Annotated in this window: 20 protein-coding genes, 1 tRNA gene, 1 rRNA gene, 1 pseudogene and 1 other annotated feature; all 23 genes and pseudogenes read right to left on the reverse strand. The window is 30.8% G+C overall.

Annotated features, from left to right (window positions below; all coding sequences use genetic code 11):
- Positions 1 to 177: 177 nt before the first annotated feature.
- A complete protein-coding gene (locus CLCOS_RS04475; RefSeq protein ID WP_063602377.1) occupies positions 178 to 1,110 on the reverse strand; it encodes a phosphotransferase family protein in 933 nt (310 codons plus the stop codon).
- Between the two features lie 2 nt (positions 1,111 to 1,112).
- The gene (locus tag CLCOS_RS04480) at positions 1,113 to 1,595 is read right to left on the reverse strand and encodes a hypothetical protein (RefSeq protein WP_063602378.1); all 483 of its coding nucleotides are present in this window, start codon (positions 1,593 to 1,595) and stop codon (positions 1,113 to 1,115) included.
- A 118-nt stretch (positions 1,596 to 1,713) separates the two neighbouring features.
- A complete protein-coding gene (locus tag CLCOS_RS04485; protein WP_063602379.1) occupies positions 1,714 to 2,166 on the reverse strand; it encodes an Imm6 family immunity protein in 453 nt (150 codons plus the stop codon).
- A 60-nt stretch (positions 2,167 to 2,226) separates the two neighbouring features.
- Positions 2,227 to 2,556: a GNAT family N-acetyltransferase gene (locus CLCOS_RS04490; RefSeq protein WP_063602380.1), complete on the reverse strand. Its 330-nt coding sequence runs from the start codon at positions 2,554 to 2,556 to the stop codon at positions 2,227 to 2,229.
- A gap of 239 nt (positions 2,557 to 2,795) precedes the next feature.
- The gene (locus tag CLCOS_RS04495; RefSeq protein ID WP_063602381.1) at positions 2,796 to 3,572 is read right to left on the reverse strand and encodes a YwqG family protein; all 777 of its coding nucleotides are present in this window, start codon (positions 3,570 to 3,572) and stop codon (positions 2,796 to 2,798) included.
- A 46-nt stretch (positions 3,573 to 3,618) separates the two neighbouring features.
- Positions 3,619 to 4,311 carry a DUF4274 domain-containing protein gene (locus CLCOS_RS04500; RefSeq protein ID WP_063602382.1) on the reverse strand — a complete coding sequence of 231 codons (693 nt, stop codon included), beginning with the start codon at positions 4,309 to 4,311 and terminating at the stop codon, positions 3,619 to 3,621.
- Between the two features lie 20 nt (positions 4,312 to 4,331).
- Positions 4,332 to 4,775, reverse strand: a pseudogene (locus CLCOS_RS04505) (AAA family ATPase); the annotation flags it as partial.
- Positions 4,776 to 4,845: 70 nt separating this feature from the next.
- Positions 4,846 to 5,262 carry an SMI1/KNR4 family protein gene (locus CLCOS_RS04510; protein ID WP_242867025.1) on the reverse strand — a complete coding sequence of 139 codons (417 nt, stop codon included), beginning with the start codon at positions 5,260 to 5,262 and terminating at the stop codon, positions 4,846 to 4,848.
- Positions 5,263 to 5,270: 8 nt separating this feature from the next.
- Positions 5,271 to 5,447, reverse strand: a complete 177-nt coding sequence (locus CLCOS_RS22305; RefSeq protein WP_156496398.1) for a hypothetical protein — start codon at positions 5,445 to 5,447, stop codon at positions 5,271 to 5,273.
- 211 nt (positions 5,448 to 5,658) lie between these two features.
- Entirely contained in the window at positions 5,659 to 6,147 is a 489-nt protein-coding gene (locus CLCOS_RS04515; protein WP_063602389.1) for a GNAT family N-acetyltransferase, read from the reverse strand.
- 54 nt (positions 6,148 to 6,201) lie between these two features.
- Positions 6,202 to 8,613, reverse strand: a complete 2,412-nt coding sequence (locus tag CLCOS_RS04520) for a DUF5682 family protein (RefSeq protein ID WP_063602383.1) — start codon at positions 8,611 to 8,613, stop codon at positions 6,202 to 6,204.
- Positions 8,574 to 9,689: an ATP-binding protein gene (locus CLCOS_RS04525; RefSeq protein WP_063602384.1), complete on the reverse strand. Its 1,116-nt coding sequence runs from the start codon at positions 9,687 to 9,689 to the stop codon at positions 8,574 to 8,576. The genes CLCOS_RS04520 and CLCOS_RS04525 overlap by 40 nt, the downstream gene beginning before the upstream one ends.
- Before the next feature lie 148 nt (positions 9,690 to 9,837).
- Complete coding sequence (gene folK / locus CLCOS_RS04530; protein WP_063602385.1) at positions 9,838 to 10,665, reverse strand: 2-amino-4-hydroxy-6-hydroxymethyldihydropteridine diphosphokinase; 828 nt, start codon at positions 10,663 to 10,665, stop codon at positions 9,838 to 9,840.
- 26 nt (positions 10,666 to 10,691) lie between these two features.
- Positions 10,692 to 11,168, reverse strand: a complete 477-nt coding sequence (locus CLCOS_RS04535) for an HD domain-containing protein (RefSeq protein ID WP_013237312.1) — start codon at positions 11,166 to 11,168, stop codon at positions 10,692 to 10,694.
- Positions 11,169 to 11,183: 15 nt separating this feature from the next.
- Positions 11,184 to 11,741 carry a GTP cyclohydrolase I FolE gene (folE, locus tag CLCOS_RS04540; RefSeq protein WP_013237311.1) on the reverse strand — a complete coding sequence of 186 codons (558 nt, stop codon included), beginning with the start codon at positions 11,739 to 11,741 and terminating at the stop codon, positions 11,184 to 11,186.
- 133 nt (positions 11,742 to 11,874) lie between these two features.
- On the reverse strand, positions 11,875 to 12,693 hold the full coding sequence (folP, locus tag CLCOS_RS04545) for a dihydropteroate synthase (protein ID WP_013237310.1): 819 nt from the start codon (positions 12,691 to 12,693) through the stop codon (positions 11,875 to 11,877).
- A gap of 130 nt (positions 12,694 to 12,823) precedes the next feature.
- Positions 12,824 to 13,738 carry a DMT family transporter gene (locus tag CLCOS_RS04550; protein WP_013237309.1) on the reverse strand — a complete coding sequence of 305 codons (915 nt, stop codon included), beginning with the start codon at positions 13,736 to 13,738 and terminating at the stop codon, positions 12,824 to 12,826.
- A gap of 100 nt (positions 13,739 to 13,838) precedes the next feature.
- Positions 13,839 to 13,914 (reverse strand) — tRNA-Phe (locus CLCOS_RS04555).
- A 9-nt stretch (positions 13,915 to 13,923) separates the two neighbouring features.
- Positions 13,924 to 14,040: ribosomal RNA gene (gene rrf / locus CLCOS_RS04560) — 5S ribosomal RNA — on the reverse strand.
- A 223-nt stretch (positions 14,041 to 14,263) separates the two neighbouring features.
- Complete coding sequence (locus CLCOS_RS04565; protein ID WP_013237308.1) at positions 14,264 to 15,103, reverse strand: MetQ/NlpA family ABC transporter substrate-binding protein; 840 nt, start codon at positions 15,101 to 15,103, stop codon at positions 14,264 to 14,266.
- Positions 15,104 to 15,125: 22 nt separating this feature from the next.
- Complete coding sequence (locus tag CLCOS_RS04570) at positions 15,126 to 15,779, reverse strand: methionine ABC transporter permease (RefSeq protein WP_063602386.1); 654 nt, start codon at positions 15,777 to 15,779, stop codon at positions 15,126 to 15,128.
- Position 15,780: 1 nt separating this feature from the next.
- Positions 15,781 to 16,809, reverse strand: a complete 1,029-nt coding sequence (locus CLCOS_RS04575) for a methionine ABC transporter ATP-binding protein (RefSeq protein WP_063602387.1) — start codon at positions 16,807 to 16,809, stop codon at positions 15,781 to 15,783.
- Positions 16,810 to 16,834: 25 nt separating this feature from the next.
- Positions 16,835 to 18,019: an amidohydrolase gene (locus CLCOS_RS04580; protein ID WP_013237305.1), complete on the reverse strand. Its 1,185-nt coding sequence runs from the start codon at positions 18,017 to 18,019 to the stop codon at positions 16,835 to 16,837.
- 69 nt (positions 18,020 to 18,088) lie between these two features.
- Positions 18,089 to 18,334 (reverse strand) — a binding site (T-box leader).
- Positions 18,335 to 18,526: the final 192 nt, after the last annotated feature.

An 18,526-nucleotide genomic window follows, 5' to 3' on the forward strand; every position in this document is an offset into this window, starting at 1 on the left:
ATCTTTAGTAAGAAAGTGTATAACAAGTACCAAACTCTTACTAAAACTCACCTCTTTTCTTATTACACTTTTTTCTACATATAACATGTTAGTATCTTTGTTGATAATTCGTCATATAAGAAAACTGTATATAAACTAAAATGAGTTCTATAACTAAAATAATTTTTTAACCAAATATTAGTATCCAAAAAAAGCCAATATATTTATAACAACATCTTTTAAGTCAGTATATTTTTGTGGAAGATCTTCTTTTGAACCGAGCATTTGTAGTGGATTTACTAAATCTCGAAGTTTGCTCAATTCATACCAATCAGATGGCAAACTTCTTTTAGAAGAATTATTATATGCCTCCTGGAATATTCTAATTTGCTTTTGATTAAAGTTATTTTCATACCGAAAAAACTGCCCTATATCTCCTAAACTGTGACCAAAGCCCGAAAATTCCCAATCGACAATCCAAATACTATTATTTTTATCAATTAACATATTCGCAGGACGAAAATCTGAGTGAGTAAAACTTATATACTTATCAATTTCATACAAATCTCTTTTTTTATCTGCTATAAGTGTCTTAACTCTTTCCTTAATCTCCTTTCCAATACGTTCAGCAACAATTTCTTTTTCAAGAAACAAATCATACCATGTTAGAAATGGGGGATAATCATTATCAAATACATCTTTATTTGTAATATCATAGTTATGTATATATGAAGCACTTTCGGCAACTTGAATAATAATGCTATCTTCTAACTTACCCCTTTGTATCAACAATTCTTGCATAGACTCGCCATGTATATATTCGTATATTAAACATACCCTTTGTGTAATGTTATCCTCAGATACAAAAAGCAATTTAGGTATATTTAAATATCCATAAAATAATTCGCTAATAGTTCTCTCTTTTTTATAACTAATATCGTTTAATGGGCATATTCTTAACAAAAAGTATCCTTTATTCGTATGCACTTTATAATTACTGTTTCTACAACCAACATTTATAGGAAAATAATTCAATATTTCAAAATGCTTATCACATTCTGCAAATATAACTGTTATTTCCTTAATGCTCATATTATAAAAAGGTATAGAGCGTTCCCACAAATTATCCATATTTAAAATTTCTCATTTTTGCAAAAAGCCTTATATCTTTTATCTAATATAACTTTAAACTTTTTATAATCTTTCCAGACAAAATCAAATTCACAAGGAATATCATACAGTTCATTAAGAACAAAATCTACGTAATCTTTCATAAACTGCTCACTAGTATAATAATATTCAGTAAACGCCAATCCTTCGTCATTAAAATCATCACTCCATAACTTGCCATCACAACAGGTTAGAAAAAAATCTACTCCTGTCATTTCTTCCTTTCTTACTTTTTCAAGATTTTCTCCATCATGTTCCTTATGAATGTCTCCCTCTAAATTATTATTGATAATCCATGTAAGGTAAAAGCCAATATGAACACAGGCTCTTTCAGCAATTATCTTGTTATGCTCATCATTAATATCTTTAGGATCTATTTTCTTATTGGAACAATAAGCTTCCATTGCTCTATCATAATAACTATCATATCTATCGAAAACCGCCATCACTTCATTCATCCTTTCAAATTTACGATTTATAATTCTTAACCTTAAATTGGGATTTATTTAATTCTCTCTAAAAGCTATCGCATCAACCTGAAAGTCAATTCCATCTCTAATTACTTTAATAACATAAGTTATCAGCAAAATACTCTATACACTCTTTAATATTTTTTTCATGTACCTTCATATTTTGATTAATAAATATTACAAATTCCTCTATTTTATCCTCTATAATACATTCAATCGCCTGTGGTACATATTTTTGATGCTCCATTTGATAAGCCAGACTACATAATACACACACTATATCTGATAATAAAACCCACATATATGATTCTTCTTTAGTTATCTCTTTCCAATAAGCAAACTCAACTATATCGTATCCATCCTCTGAATCAACGATTTCGTATATATCATCAGCCGTGATTTCATTATTTGTTATCCATTCTTTGCATATACCAATTACCCGTTGTCCCTCTTTATAAAAATCTTTATCCTTCACATTGTCCTGATAAGCATTTAATAAACTTTCTGCATTAGTTAATAACATATTGTACTGTTCTACTAATCTCATATTTTTATTTTTCTCCCTTTACTTTTAAACTAATCTGTTATTCTCTACAAATTGGAATATTTATCGTTCTATTGAATAAAATACTTGTGCTTCTCTCTTTCCTGTTTCTTTATTTACAAAATAATTAGGTAATACTGCATCTTTTTTCATACCTGCCTTTTCCATAACAAAACCAGACACTGCATTACTTTCTGTATGGCAAGCAATCACAATATCAACTTGAACTTTGTTAAGCATATACTCAATAAAAGCTTTCAATGCTTCCGTTGCATAACCTAGATTCCAATACTTCGAGCCATAGCAGTAGCCAGTTTCACAAAGTCTATGACGTTTTGAGAATTTTACGCAACTAATTTCTCCAATTGGTTCATCATCTTCTTTTCTAATCACAATCCAATCAAAAAAAATTCTTTATTGTACATACTTAATTTAGATTGTATGTATTTCTTTGTTATTTCTTCATTTTCATGAGTATCCCAGCTCAAATAACGTGTAGTCATACTATCTGAAGTCCAATTTCTATAAACTTTTGCGTAATCACCTATTTGAAATCTTCTTAATATTAACCTATTAGTTTCTATTTCTTGTGTTCCAATTCCGTTTATATTATCACCACCAAATTACTATTTTTAGCAGCAATCCCAATTATATAAAATTCTACTAAAATCAAGTTTCTTTAAATCTTCTTCATTTATAAAGAAATTTGCAATACCTGCATCTCCAAACATCAAATCACATTCTTTTTCACAATCAAGCTGAAGAAGCAAAGTATTAAAATTACTTAATTTTTCATCATCCCTTGGATCATATTGAGTAAAAGTAGCATATCCTCCTATTTTACATCCATCGATATTTAGTTTTTCCACATATTCCTCCTCTTCTTCATCTGTTAAGGACATATCCCTGTACACATTATTAAATCTATATTCTCCCCAGGGTATAGGCATACATTCTAAAGAAAAGCTCATTTTACCTTCATTACTAAAAGGCATGTACCAATCTTCTTCTAATTCCCCTAAGAACGAAAAGTCTTTTATCAAATTTTCTTCATTCTTTTCAACATTAGATATGTATATTACTCTAAACGTATCCTGTATACATGGCTCATTAAATCCATAAACATCATCAGCAAGTATAAAAAATTGTAGTATACCCTTTTCTGGAAAAGTTTCTAAATGAGGAACTTCCTCAAAGTTTATTTGAGCTAATAATCTTAAATATTCTCCATTAAATGCTTTAGGATATTCCATACCATTTTCCAAATAAGGATTTCCTCCTAATTTGCTTTCCCATAACTTAGTTTCTTGTTCTTTTAATTTTATTTTTACATACGGTTTTATAGTTTTTTTTATCCTGTCTTTAAATTTTTCTAAACTCTCGGGTAATTCTATATTGAAATTTTTCATTTTCATTCACCTAGCCTTTAACAAAAAATTTTAAATACATTCAAAATCATCTTAATACTTGTGGAAACCTTTCTAAAATATCATTTATAAGTTTAACATACTGTTCATCATCTTTATATTTAACATTTGGATGTTCTAGCCAATAGTGTCCATCAGCTAATTCAAACATTTCAATTGCAGTAATTTCTTTACAAAGAGAATTATGTAATATTTTATCAATAGGTGTTATATCGTCATCCCAATTAAAATTCAATACAAATGCATGAAGTAATTCTGGAGTATTTAATCTTTCAAGATTATGTTCTAAATTCTTTTCATCTAAATACAACAACTTATCAATGATATCTTTTTCTTCCTTAGTTAACGTTAATCGAACAGCGCCTTGAGTTTTTAGCATTAAATCTGCTATTTCCGGTAAATGCCTAGCACTAAACCAAGGAGTATATTTTATACCTAAGGGATGATTTAATTCAACTCCATTATCTATTAATATTTGTATAGCTTGCTTATTTTCAAATTTAATTGCCTTATAAATCACTGTTTCATGTGATTTATCTTCAATATTTATATCTGCACCACAATCTATTAGTTCTTTAAAAAGCTCAATAGGAGCTTTTTGTACAATAGCATAGTGCAGTGGTGTTCTTCCATATTGATCCTTACTATTTATATTATTTTTTGCAATTACCTCTTTCAATTGATCTAAAGATTTACTTTTTATTGCTTCAAATATATTCATAATAATTATCTCCTACTAAATTATGGATTCATAATTATATCCAGCATTTTTTCAGTATTATTTACAAATTGCTTCATAACTTGAAAATGCTCAGTATCTTTATATGTTACCTTTCTAAATTCGCCTTTTAATTCACATATTAGTGAATCAGGATAAGCCATTATTATAGGAGAATGAGTTGCAATTATAAATTGAGAACCCTGCTGAACTAATTCATGTATTCTTGCAAGCATGGTCATCTGTCTTGATGGTGATAAAGCAGCTTCAGGCTCATCTAAAATATATAAGCTATTTCCTCTAAATTTATTTATCAGTAATGATAAATAAGCTTCTCCATGGGATTGTTCATGAAGTGAAATTCCTCCATATGAGTCTATAATTTTAGGCATATCACCTTCTCTATCCAATTCTTCTATATTAGTTGCAACATTATAAAAACTTTCAGCTCTAAGCAAAAATCCCTCATTCTTTATTTCTATTAATGCTTGTACACATGTGTCAAAAATTTTTTCTCTATCATCAAGAAAATTTGGGCTATTCTTTAAAAAGTTGTGGAACTCCCTGCCACATCAATTCAGGCATTTCATCTACTTTATTTAAATAAACATATATTTCTTGATCATCACCATAAATTCCCGACTCTGGCGGCTTTGTATTTATTGTTTCTCCTAATTCTTCTAGCTCTTCTCTAGTTTCACAACTATAGTATTCTTCATGATCAAGCCATACAAGCTTATAGTTGTTATGTATATCAAAACAAAGAGGACCCCATCCGTTAAAATCTCCTATAATATCAACATAAACTTCCTTGCCATCCTCACAATGAAAATCATCCAAAACTCCATCTAGTTCTTCAAACATATGAAAATATGTAGAAAGAAATGCTTTATATAGAGCTGGTAATTTTACATTGAATTTCTCTTCTAATTTAAGAATATCTTCTTCTGACATATTTGATTCTAGCAGCAACCATTGCCTTTAAACAAAGATATGTACTTATTTCTAAAAGAAACAGCTCTCCAATCACTTGAATCTAATTTAATAGACTTATCTAAGTCTATCAAAGCTTTTTCATAATCTCCATTATTTAAAAATTTTAATCCTTTTTCTACAATAGTTTCTAAACCTTTGTCCATAAGTATCTATCATCCGTTTCTTCATCATTTCTTATAAAGTCTTTTATTTCTAGCAAATACTATCCCTCCAAAACATTATTATAAATATAATTCTCTAAATTCTTCTGGCAGTTTTTCTCCAATCAACTCAAGTACTCTTTTATATACATGACTACTTAAGACGTCTTTTTCCTCTAATCCAAATTCCATTGCATACCATCTTATATAAAAACTAAAATTCTAAAATCATATCATACCACTTAGCACCACCATGAACTGATTTAGATACACCCTTATTTTTGTAGCCTAATTTCATATAATAATGTATAAGCCTTTCTTTACAAGTTAAAATAACTCCCTTTCTACCTGATAATCTTGCTGTTTCTATCATATGCTTCATTAACTTTGCTGCAATTCCCTGATTACGATACTCTGGTATAACATCCAATCCAAAAATGGTTTGATAGTGTCCATTTGGAACATGAAGTGTAGAATCTTCAAAAAGTTCATCACATATAACAGTCTCATTTATAATGCATCCATTAATAAATCCAACTATTCTATCATTTACTTCTGCCACAAAAAAGCTTTCTGGAAATGTTTCTATACGCTGCTTAAAAGACTCTTTTGTAGCTGCTTCTGCTTTTGGGAAGCAAATGCTTTCCACTTCTGCTACCGAATTTAAATCATCTATAGATACCTGTCTAATTTTAATCTCCATATTAATCTTCCTTTCTTTATATGCATACTTAAGTCCAAAATAAAATAACTGCATTCATATTATGCCACTTTGCTCCATTTTCTCAGCTGCATATTTATCAATTTCCGATCCAAGCTTTAAAATTTCAGGTGAAATAACTTTAAGTTCATCAAAATGAACTTTACTCACCTTATAATTTTTTGCTACTTTTTCTCCTATTTCATCTACTTCTCTAGGTATAAAATAGCTAAATGCAAGCCTTAACTGTGGTATAATTCTTATAAAGTCTTCATCTTCAACTTCATTTATAAACTTATCAATTGACTTTAAAATAGAACCTTCCACAAAAACTAAATCTCTTGCAGTTGAAAACAATCCATTTAAAAAAGACGGTGCTTTTAGTGCTTTTTCCTTAGTACCAAATATATATCCTTCCACAGACTTTGCTGCTTCTTCTGCTTTAAGTTCATTTAATCCATATAGTATTCCAGATGCTGCTCCTTCAATTCCTGCATTTACAGAATCAAATCTTAGAAGAGAAAATAGTGCCTCTTTTAAAAGTGTGTCATCTAAATCTAATTCCCTTTTCATTACAATGTTAAATACTTCTTTTAGAGAATTAACTCCCTTTAAAGCTTCTTCTTCATTAATTGAAGCCATGTCCGGAATTAATATACATATTTTACTGTACACATAAAAAATTATATTCTTTACTTCATTCATGGAATTCATAAAATATAATTCTCTCATCGTGTAGATATAATTTAAATAATAAAGACAATTTATTAATGAATAGATGCTGCCATCTTCTGCAATAACATTTTTTAGCGAACTTATTGCAGAATTAAAAATTTCATCAAGTCCCATGTTAAATGATAAAACTAATAATTTTGAAATATTTTCTGCACTTTTACCACATTCACTCATATTCTTTTTTATAAGAGACGTAGATGCTTCTTTTAAGGTTCCTCCATAAACTGAATTTTCGATTAAAGCCGCATCAACTTGTGTGTTCCATTTATAGTACCAGGTTTCTCTTATTAAATTTACATTTCTCTTCAAAAAAATATTTGGTCCTTTTATTAGCTTAGAAAAATTAGTATTTAAAAACGCCATTCTATGCATTAAACAGCTTATTTCTCTGTGTCTTTTTGATGAAAATATATCAAGTGAAATTTCCTGTTTTACAGTAGTATTTATCTTGAGCTTATATTTAGCACAAGCGTCTTTAAAATCATGTACAAGAGGCGGCACATCTACCTCCCTGCAAAGCTTGCCAATTTTATTTCCAGTTAAATCTTTATATAAAATTTTAAGTGGATCTTCTGTAGATATATTTAAATCCCCTTTTATAAAAGATGAAGTTATACTATCTATAAGTTCATACACTCCAGGCTGGCGCTTTCCCCTGAGATTTGAAAGCCCTCCTGCCATATCAAATGCACATATTTCGTCAAAAGTAGAAATGCATCCATCATTTTTTCTAACTTTTTTACCATTTTGAATAATATTTGAAAGTACAGAATTCTTATATGCAGTTTCAGAACTTTCATCTAATCTTTTCCACACACCTTCATAAAAATTGGGGAAAGGCATTCCGCTTGAGTATCCATTTAACTGGTCGAGTGCTTCCATAGAGTATGGCATAACATATACTCCTTTATCCTTTTCATCAATTTTCTTAAGTTTAAATTCAACTTTTTTATCCAATAAACTTATTATTCCATATGTATGAAATCCACCAGTAATTACCAAAACCTTGTTATATGAACTGCATGCTTCTTGAATTTTAGATGCCATAAAAGTTTCCCTGGCAATGCATCCTTCACTTACAAGTTCTTCTTTTGTACTGCACATTCTTGAAAGATAACAATAAGAAAGCATATTTTTTACGAAGTCTTCTTTACTTATATAAAGTCCCTGAATTTCAAATAACTTTTCCCAAAATTCATTAAAACTTCTGCAGCCTTCTCTTTTACACAGTTCTTCTATAAATTTGTTTTCTTCAAAAAAATAATCATCATTGTAACTTAACTTATCTTCTTTTTTTAAAAGTCCCTTGCCTTTCTTACTGTTTATAAGAATGTCAGCATAAGATAAATCAATAAACCTAGTTTCAATATTTTTCTTTTTACCTTCCCTAATTCCAACAAACTCTGGTGAATAATCTAAAAATGGATAGTAACATCTATATTTTCCCTTTGTATCATCTATAAACCCCTTTGAATCCGAATAAGAATAGTAAATAGCAAAAGGAGGATTACTGTCTTCATGTGACAGTGAATCCTTTATGCTATCTCCATCTACAGGTCCTTCAATTAGTATAATTTCCGGTAAATATTCTTCAATTGTATTTCTTAAATGATATGAACATACTGGACTATGATGCCTTACAGGAAAAAATACAAGATTTGACCTTAAATCAAAGGCAGTATTAAATAGTTTATTTATTTTATCCATTTCCTTGCTTCGTAATAATTTTTCCATAACTCCCCACCTTCTGCAGCTTTTGATTTAACTACAACATTAAAATAACTTTTAATCTTTTCAAGATCATCTCTGCTTTCCTTTAAAGCAGCACCCATTATATTTTGAACCATAGAATTTAAGTCAATCTTAGAATCTCCATAGTAATAAGCTGTCATCATTGTCTGGTAATAAACAGATACGGCTTCTGCCGTACTCATAACTGAAGAAGGCTTATCTATCCTTATACCATTTGAAGATATTCCTTCTCTGAGTTCATGAAAAGTTGAAGCCAAAAGTTCTGCAATATCCTCATCTACTTCCATTTTTATATTATTTTGATCTTTAAGTTTTTCAACTTCATTTACTATTATTTTTGCTTCCAGTGAAACATCTTTTATAGGAAATATGGTCTCGAAATTAAATCTTCTCTTTAAAGCACTGCTCATTTCATTAACACCTTTATCACGTGTATTTGCAGTACCTATTATATTAAATCCAGGTTTTGCAAATAGTAATCCGTAACTTTCACCAAGCTCTGGTATATTAAGTACCTTATCACTTAAAATACTTATCAAACTATCTTGAATTTCTGAAGGGCACCTTGTTATTTCTTCAAACCTTGTAATGATTCCCTTCTCCATTCCAACAAAAAGTGGTGCTTTAACTAAAGCTTCAGATGTTGGTCCTTTTGCCAAGAGCATTGCATAATTCCATGAATATTTAATCATATCTTCAGTAGTACCAGCTGTGCCTTGAACTGTATTAGTACTGCAGCCGCAAATTGCCGCAGATAATAACTCAGATAACATTGTCTTTGCAGTACCTGGTTCTCCAACAAGCATAAGTCCTCTATTTCCTGCAAGAGTTATAATACACCTTTCAACTAAAGAATCATTTCCAAAAAATTTTTTATTTATGTATACTTTTTTATTTCTATATGTTAAAGGTTCTAAACTTCCGAGTATAAATTTTCTCACAGCTTTTGGTGATAGTATCCAATTTTCTGGTTTTATTCCATCATCGTTTTTCTTTAAAGCTGCAAGTTCTTCTTTATACAAAACCTCTACTGGAGGTTTTAATATCTTTTCTGCCATGAAACCACTCCCATTCTTTGCTAAATTTACATTATGGTTATATATCGTATATTTATTACTGTGACTTAAAACTGCACAACAAAATATAGTATAAAAAAAAATAATTTTGCATATAAACCATATGCAAAATTATTTTTAACTTAAAACTTTATAATTCTTGTGTTTTTTCTAATTCATGAGTCAAATTTATGATTCTATCATTTAAAACAGGGTGAATAACATAAGGTGCAATATCTGACAATGGCTTTAAAACGAATAATCTCTCATGCATTCTTGGATGGGGAAGTATAATCTTTTCTTCTGATGTAACTAAATTATCATATAATATTACATCCAAGTCTATAGTTCTAGGTCCCCATTTTATTATTCTCTCCCTTTTTAATTTTTTCTCTACCTCTAACAAAAAATCCATTAAATCTTCGGGCTCCATTAAGGTTTTAACCTCTAGAGCACCATTTAAAAAATTATCCTGATCTAAATATCCCACAGGTTTAGTTTCATATAATTTAGATACTTTTGTTACATTATTATAATGTGAAGAATCTATTATATCTACGGCATCTTTTATATTTTTTTCTTTATCACCTAAATTAGAACCAATTGAAATATAAGCTGTATGCCAGCACCTATTTATTTCTACCGCTACCCACTTTAATGGCTTTCCTATAGGCGCCCAGGGCTTTTTTATTTTAACTGTCACTTTTTCTACTGCTATATATTTTTTCAATATAAAATTAGCTAGTGACTCTGCAGACTTTTCAATAAGATCATATTTTTCCCTTTTAAATTCTTCCTCTACTTCACAGCATAATTTAGCGTAATTAATAGTTTTACTCAGGTCATCACTTTTTCCTGCTTCACTTAAATTTAAAAATATTTGTAGTGATATAAGAAACCTCTGCCCCATATCTTTTTCAGCTTGATTTACGCCATGATAGGCATATACTTCTAAATCCTCTACATATATGACATCCATACAAAACATCCCCTAACTAAAACCAATTAATATTCAATACTATAGTTTTTCTTTTCATCTGGCCAATTACACTCTGAAACAGCTTTACACATAAAACAATTTCTACATGCTTTGTCACTATCATAAAATATACTTTGAAGTAAACTATCAGAATCTTTTTTTCTGTGATTACTTATCAAATCAAATATTTCTTTTTCTTCTTCATTGTCAAAGCCGCACTCATCCAAAATATCTTTTCCTAACTTAATACTAGCTAATTCATGAGGTATACCCTCTTCATATTGCTGCCATCTTCCTATATCATGCAGCAGAGCAGCTGCATATATAATTTCTTTTTTTACATGAATATTTTCTTCCAACACTTTTATATAAGTAATTCTAGCCACATCCAGTAAATGTTGAATATTGTGTTTACAATACTTTCTACTTTCTTCAAGCTTATTAATTTTAGATAAATAGGTACAAAACTTACGGTTTTTTAAAATAGCATTAACTTTTTCCAAATTCAGCACCACGCTCTATTCCATATTTATCATTCTATAAACTTCATCCCTAAGTCTAGGTTCACTTTTAAAAAGTCCCCTAGCAACTGCTGTAACAGTCTTACTTCCAGGTTTTTTTATTCCCCTCATAGTCATACACATATGCTCCGCTTCAACTACAACCATAACTCCCTTAACTTTTACATACTTCATCATTGCATCAGCAATTTGAGCAGACATTCTCTCTTGAAGTTGAAGTCTTTTTGCAAAAACTTCAACAGTTCTAGCCAGTTTACTTAATCCTACAACTTTGCCATCAGGTATATACGCTATATGTGCTTTTCCGTAAAATGGCAGAAGATGGTGCTCACACATGGAGTAAAATGTTATATCTTTTTCAAGTACAATATCATCACTATCTACAGTAAATACTTTTCTCAAATGCTTTTCAGGACTTTCATCCAATCCTTCAAATATCTCTTTATACATTCTAGCAATTCTATCAGGCGTCTCAACCAATCCTTCTCTTTCAGGATCTTCTCCTATAGCTTCAAGCATCATTTTTACTGCTTCTCTAATCTTTTTTTCATCCATGATAAATGTATATTGAGTTTAAAAAAGCTTACCCAATATTTCTCCTTCCCCTGAAACATACTTAGTTAATTAAATATCAAGATTATATCATTTAAGCTGGCATTGCACAAGTGATTTAATTCACTTAGCAGAGCTACCTTCTTATTATTGCATCTGCCATTACTGCAGCTCTTTTGTTTTCCTTTACATCATGAACCCTTACAAAATCACACTTTTTCATTATTCCTATTACTGTAGTAGCTACAGTTCCTTCTATTCTTTCATTTACCGGGAGATCTAATGCCTTTCCTACCATTGATTTTCTAGAAGTTCCTAAGAGTACTGGATATCCTAGTTCTGAAAGCCTTTCTAACTGATTCATAACAGCTAAATTTTGTTCATAATCTTTAGCAAAACCTATACCTGGATCTGTTATTATATTTTTGGGGTCAACTCCAGCTTTTAACGCTATATCTATGCTTTCCTGTAAATCATTTAATACGTCATTCATCAAATTTGTATAATTTCTATTATCTCTGTTGTGCATCAAACAGCAAGGAACTCTATAATGTGCAGCTACTTCTGCCATATAAGGGTCTCTTTTAAATCCCCAAACATCATTTATTAAGGATGCTCCTGCTTTTATAGATTCTTCTGCAACTTTTCCCTTATATGTATCTATAGAAATAGGAATGTCTACACACCTACTTAATTTGCCTATTATTGGAATAACCCTTTCTAGTTCTTCCTGCTCAGATACAGGATCATAGCTTGGTCTTGTAGATTCTCCACCTACATCTATTATATCTGCCCCTTCTTCCTCCATCTGTTTAGCATGTTTTATAGCCAGCTCTATATTGTTAAATTTTCCGCCATCAGAGAAAGAATCTGGTGTAACATTAAGTATACCCATAATGTAAGTCCTTTTTCCTATTTGAAAATCTTTTTTGCCTATTGTAATTACTTTATCCATGATATCCCCTCTTATCATTAAATTCAAAACTTTTATTGAAATCGTCTCCAACATTATAACATATTTTACTAAAAACATACATAATAGATGACTATTTAATTGACTTTAAATATGACACTTTCCTTATGTATTACCTCTTTTTACAAGCTTCAACTTTTGCATGGCAAATTTCCCTAGGTTTCACCTGACATATAATCATACCTGCAAGCATAAGGCCACATCCAAACATTGCCCTTAAACTTAAATATTCATTCAAAACTAAAAAACCTCCAATAGCTGCAAAAACTGATTCCATACTCATTATAATAGCTGCATGTGTTGGTTCAGCATTTTTTTGTGCGACAATTTGCAATGTATATGCAATTCCCACTGAAAATATACCCCCATATAGAATAGGTATTGCAGCCTGTAAAACTCCACTTATTGTTATACTTTCAAATAAAATAGCTGTTATTAAACTTAAAACCGAACAAGTTATAAATTGAAAAAATGCCAGTTTGAGTGTATCAAACTTTTTAGAAAAAATATCTATTAAAATTATTTGAACCGCAAAGAAAAAGGCACTTCCAAGTTCAAGTAAATCACTGTGTGATATAAAAAAACTACTTGTAACGCATAAAAAGTATAATCCTACCACAGCAATTAAAGCTCCAATCCATGAATTCAGCCCTATATGTCGTTTTAAGAACATACCCATAATTGGAACAAATACAATGTACAATCCAGTTATAAAAGCAGCTTTTCCTGCTGTAGTTCCTATAAGGCCTACTTGTTGGAAAGAAGAAGCTAAAAACACTATTAATCCTGTAAAAAGTCCAGATAAAAATACGCTTTTAAAACTTTTATTTTTTTCTTTATTTTTATCCTTTTCTTTATAAAATATTATAAGTGGAAGTAAAGAAAAAGCACCTAGTCCAAATCTTACTCCATTAAAAGTAAACGCACCTACATAATTCATACCCACTCTTTGTGCTACAAATGCAAATCCCCATATAGCAGAGGTTATTAAAAGCAACATGCTAGATTTTAAAACACCTTTATTCATATTTCACATCCCCTTAAAAAAAATCGTCACATCAATAAGTTTTCTTTTATACGAAAAAAAAGCCTCACATATAACTTGAAGCTTTTTTAATATAAACTTTTGGTGGCCAGACCAGGAATCGAACCAGGGACACGAGGATTTTCAGTCCTCTGCTCTACCGACTGAGCTATCTGGCCAAAAAAATTACCTGGCAGCGACCTATTCTCCCACAGGGCCTCCCCTGCAGTACCATTGGCACTGTGAAGCTTAACCTTCCTGTTCGGTATGGAAAGGGGTGTTACCTTCACGTCATTACCACCAGATTTATTATCAAAAATTGCTATTTCTACTAATTTCCTTATATATTGTTTTTTTCTTCGCTACAATTTAGTATTATACTGTATTTTTAGCTAGCTGTCAATACTTAATAGCAAACTTTTAAAAAGTTCAAAGAACAAATATCAAAGTTTAAATAAGAAATTCCTCATCATCTGTTATTTTTTATTTGCTATTTGTTCTTTGATAACCTACATATTAAATATTAACTTACTTAAGATCATCAGGAAGAACCCAATATCCTTTAGAATTATGTGTCTTTATGTAATTCTTAAAATCTTGTGATTTATAAGCTTTTATTATATCCTGTGCCCATTTAGCATTTTTATTTTTTCCATCCACTGCAACAGTTATATAAAGATCATCTGAAAGTGTTTCTGAAATAAGTGCTTTCGATGCATCTATTTTTGCCATATATTCAATAGCCCCTGGAAGTACGGCATAATCTGCTTCATTCATAGAACGTGGTATTTGTGAAGAATCCATTTCAATTATTTTTATGTTATTTTTATTCTCAACTATATCTTTTTGAGTTGCAAGTGTCTTTACTACACCTGATTTTATCTTAATCCATCCTGCTTTTTCAAGTAATGCATAAGCTCTAGCTGCATTTGATGGGTCTTTAGGAATAAATACTTTATCCCCCTGCTTAACTTCACTCATTGATTTATGCTTGTTCGAAAAAATTCCTGCCCTCACTGTTGGTATTTTTATTATAGAAACAAGATTTGCCTTTTTCTCCTTATTATACGCTTTAACATAAGCATTATGTTGTGCAACGTTAAAATCAACACTTCCTTCTGTCAGGGCAACCTCAGATGAAAGAAGTTCCGAGAAATTTACCAAATTAACCTTATAACCTTCTTTTTCAAGAATAGGTTTTACGCCTGCGTTAAAAAGATCGTTGTAAGGTCCAGGAGAAACTCCCAGCTTTATCTCTTTCTTTTCGCTTGAATCACTGCTATTTTTTGATCCACATGCTGACAATCCTATTGCCGATGTAATTATAAGCAGTGATGCTATAGTAGTTTTTAAAAATTTTCTTATCATTATGTTCTCCCCCTTAAAATTTTTAATTTCTTCTTACTTTTCTAGCTATTACATTACCTATTGTCTGTATAAATTGTACAAATATTATAAGTAAAATTACCGTAATAACCATTACTTCTGTATCAAATCTTTCATATCCATAGGATATAGCTACATCTCCTATTCCTCCACCGCCTACAGTTCCTGCCATTGCAGTAGCCCCTATAAGACCTATCGTAGCAGTAGTAAGTGAAAGCACAAGTGATCCCATTGCTTCAGGAAGAAGGAAATGCCATATTATCTGAAAAGACGTAGCACCCATTGCCTCTGCAGCTTCTATAGTTCCACTATCTACTTCCAAAATAGAATTTTCTACAAGTCTTGCAATATAAGGAGTAATAAAAATAGTAAGAGGAACTAGTGCAGCACTCGTACCTATAGATGAACCTACTATAAGTTTAGTAAAAGGTACTATTGCAACCATCAAAATTATAAATGGCAAAGAACGAAATATATTTACAATAGGATTTAAAACATTATAAATATATTTATTTTCCAGTATTCCATTAGTCCTTGTTACTACCATTAATACTCCCAAAAGAGTTCCTACTACAGATCCTATTAAAAGTGGTATGAAAATCATGTACAGTGTTTGTAATATTGCAGTATAAATCTGCGATATAGTTATAGTCTGCATTTTATGCCACCTCCTCTACTAAAATATTTTTACTTTCAATATATTTAACAATTTCTTCAGCTAAAGTAGAATCACATTCGAGTTCTATTACCATATTTACCATAGGTGTGTCCTGAAGTTCTGTAACACTTGCATTAAGCACGTTTATTTCAGCATTAAATTTTTTCGTTGCCATAGATATCATAGGTGTAAGTGTTGAATTTCCCATAAATTTAAGCCTAAAGAATTTTCTATTTTGACTATTCTGTCTGTTGTTTTTAATAAGATTTAATATGCTTATTGGAATATCGTCATTAGTTACACTATGTACAAAATCTTTTGTAACTTTTTCTTTTGGATTTCCAAAAACATCTATTACTCTTCCCTTCTCTACTATCTTTCCTTTCTCCATTACAGCAACTTTGTTACAAATTTTCTGTATTACATTCATTTGATGGGTTATTAGCAAAATAGTAATATCATATTCTTTATTTACTCTTTTTAAAAGTTCGAGTATTGATTCCGTAGTTTGTGGATCTAAAGCAGATGTAGCTTCATCACATAATAGTATTTGTGGATTTGTAGCAAGTGCCCTGGCGATCCCAACTCTCTGCTTTTGTCCGCCTGATAGTTCATCTGGATAATTTTTTGCTCTATTATCCAGGCCTACAAATTTAAGAAGATCATTTACCCTATTTGATATTTCATTTTTAGGAACATGATCAAGAATTAAAGGAAGAGCTACATTTGCAAAAACAGTTTTTGAATTTAAAAGATTAAAATGTTGAAAAACCATTCCTATTTTTCTTCTAGTACTTATAAGCTGCTTTTTATTGAGTTTACTAATATCTTGCCCATTAACAAGTACACTTCCAGATGTAGGTTTTTCAAGAAAATTAACCATTCTTAAAAGCGTACTTTTTCCTGCTCCACTAAAACCTATAACTCCATATATATCTCCTTTATCTACTTTTATGTTAATTCCTTTCAAAGCCTCAATTTTCATACCATCCCTATTAAAGGTTTTATACACATTTTTTAAGTCAATCATCTCACGGATTCCTCCTATAAAGTATTTAATCCCTTTTGCTATTTAATACTATTAAAGCTTGTTCTGCAAGATTTTTAAAATATTTTGTACTTTTTTCAAGAGCTAATTCATCTATTTTAAATTTGGGACTATGAAGAGATTCTCCTTTTCCAACTCCTATATTCACAAAAGTACCTGAAAGAGTTTTTTGATAATAAGCAAAATCTTCTCCTCCCATTTTAGGAGATATAATTTTAACCTGATAACCATCTTTTTTAGCAACACTAATTGCCACTTCTGTCCAATCTTTATCATTGTTAGTTGCTGGTGGTCCTTCATACCAGTTGAAATTAGCTTTTGCCCCGTAAGCCTCAGCGATATTTTCCGAAATCATCTTTATTTTCTCAGGTATGAGCTCCCTGTCTTTCTCATTAAGTGTTCTTACAGTACCTTCAAAATATGCTTTTTCAGGTATTACATTCCAAGTATGTCCACTTTCCATATGAGTTACACTTACTATTGCAGGATTTAAAGGATGCATATTTCTACTTACAATGGTCTGAAGTGCTGTTATTATATTAGAAGCAGCAACTATTGGATCTGTTCCAAGCTCAGGGTGTGCTGCATGTGTACCCTTTCCTGTAACTTCAACTTCAAATCTATCAACAGCAGCAGTCACAGGACCTACATTTATGCCAAGCGTTCCAACATCCCAATCAGAATTGCAATGTAATCCAAATATGGCTTGTACACCATCCAGTGCACTAGTTTTTATAACTTCTTCAGCACCATGACTAGATTCTTCTGCAGGTTGAAATAAAATTCTAACATTTCCTTTAAGCTTTTTTTGATCTCTTTTTAGCAAGTAAGCCGCACCAAGTATAGTTGTCATATGAAAGTCATGACCACAAGCATGCATTTTACCTTTATTTTTCGATTTGTATGTAAGGTTTGTTTCTTCCGTAATTGGCAAAGCATCTATATCCGTTCTTATTGCAATGGTAGGTCCACCTTTCTTTCCTTTGATTTCAGCTACGAGACCTGTCTTCATTGGTAGATCCAATATATCTATATCACCTTCTCTTAGAAGTTTTGCTAATTCTTTAGTTGTATCATATTCCTCGTAAGATAACTCTGGTCTCTGATGGAAATATTCAAAAATATCTTTCATCTTTTTATTAAATTCAGTATCTTCTGAATTTTCCAAAAATTTTACATTTTGTTGTGTCATGTAGAGGCTCCTTTCTATCTTTTAAATAGACTTCTATCTTGTAATAAAAAAACGGATTCAACACCCCACTAAAGGGACGAAAAATCCGTGATTACCACCCAAATTCATATAAGCCTCACGACTTATACCTCATAAAGTACTTCAACAAACAATTGCTGATAATACTCTGTCACTATAACGTATGATAACGTAAAAACCTACATATCGGCCTTTAAGCTCCAAGTGCACGTTCAGAAAATCTTTCATATCCTCTCTCACCATACAGGACTCTCTTTAATGATTTAATTAACTTACTTCTCTCTTCATAGCCATCATTTAACTGACGAAAATTGTTACTATCAATTTTCATATATATTAACTTTTAAGAGTTCAAATTACTCTGTCCTCTCAAAATTGCACAGTAAACTTTTTTTCTTTCGTTTTTATTTGGTCAAGCCCTCGACCTATTAGTATCAGTCAGCTTAACAGGTTGCCCTGCTTACACCTCTGACCTATCTCCTCGTGTTC

The sequence above is a fragment of the Clostridium coskatii genome (assembly GCF_001675205.1).
GTDB classification, from domain to species: Bacteria; Bacillota; Clostridia; order Clostridiales; family Clostridiaceae; genus Clostridium_B; species Clostridium_B ljungdahlii.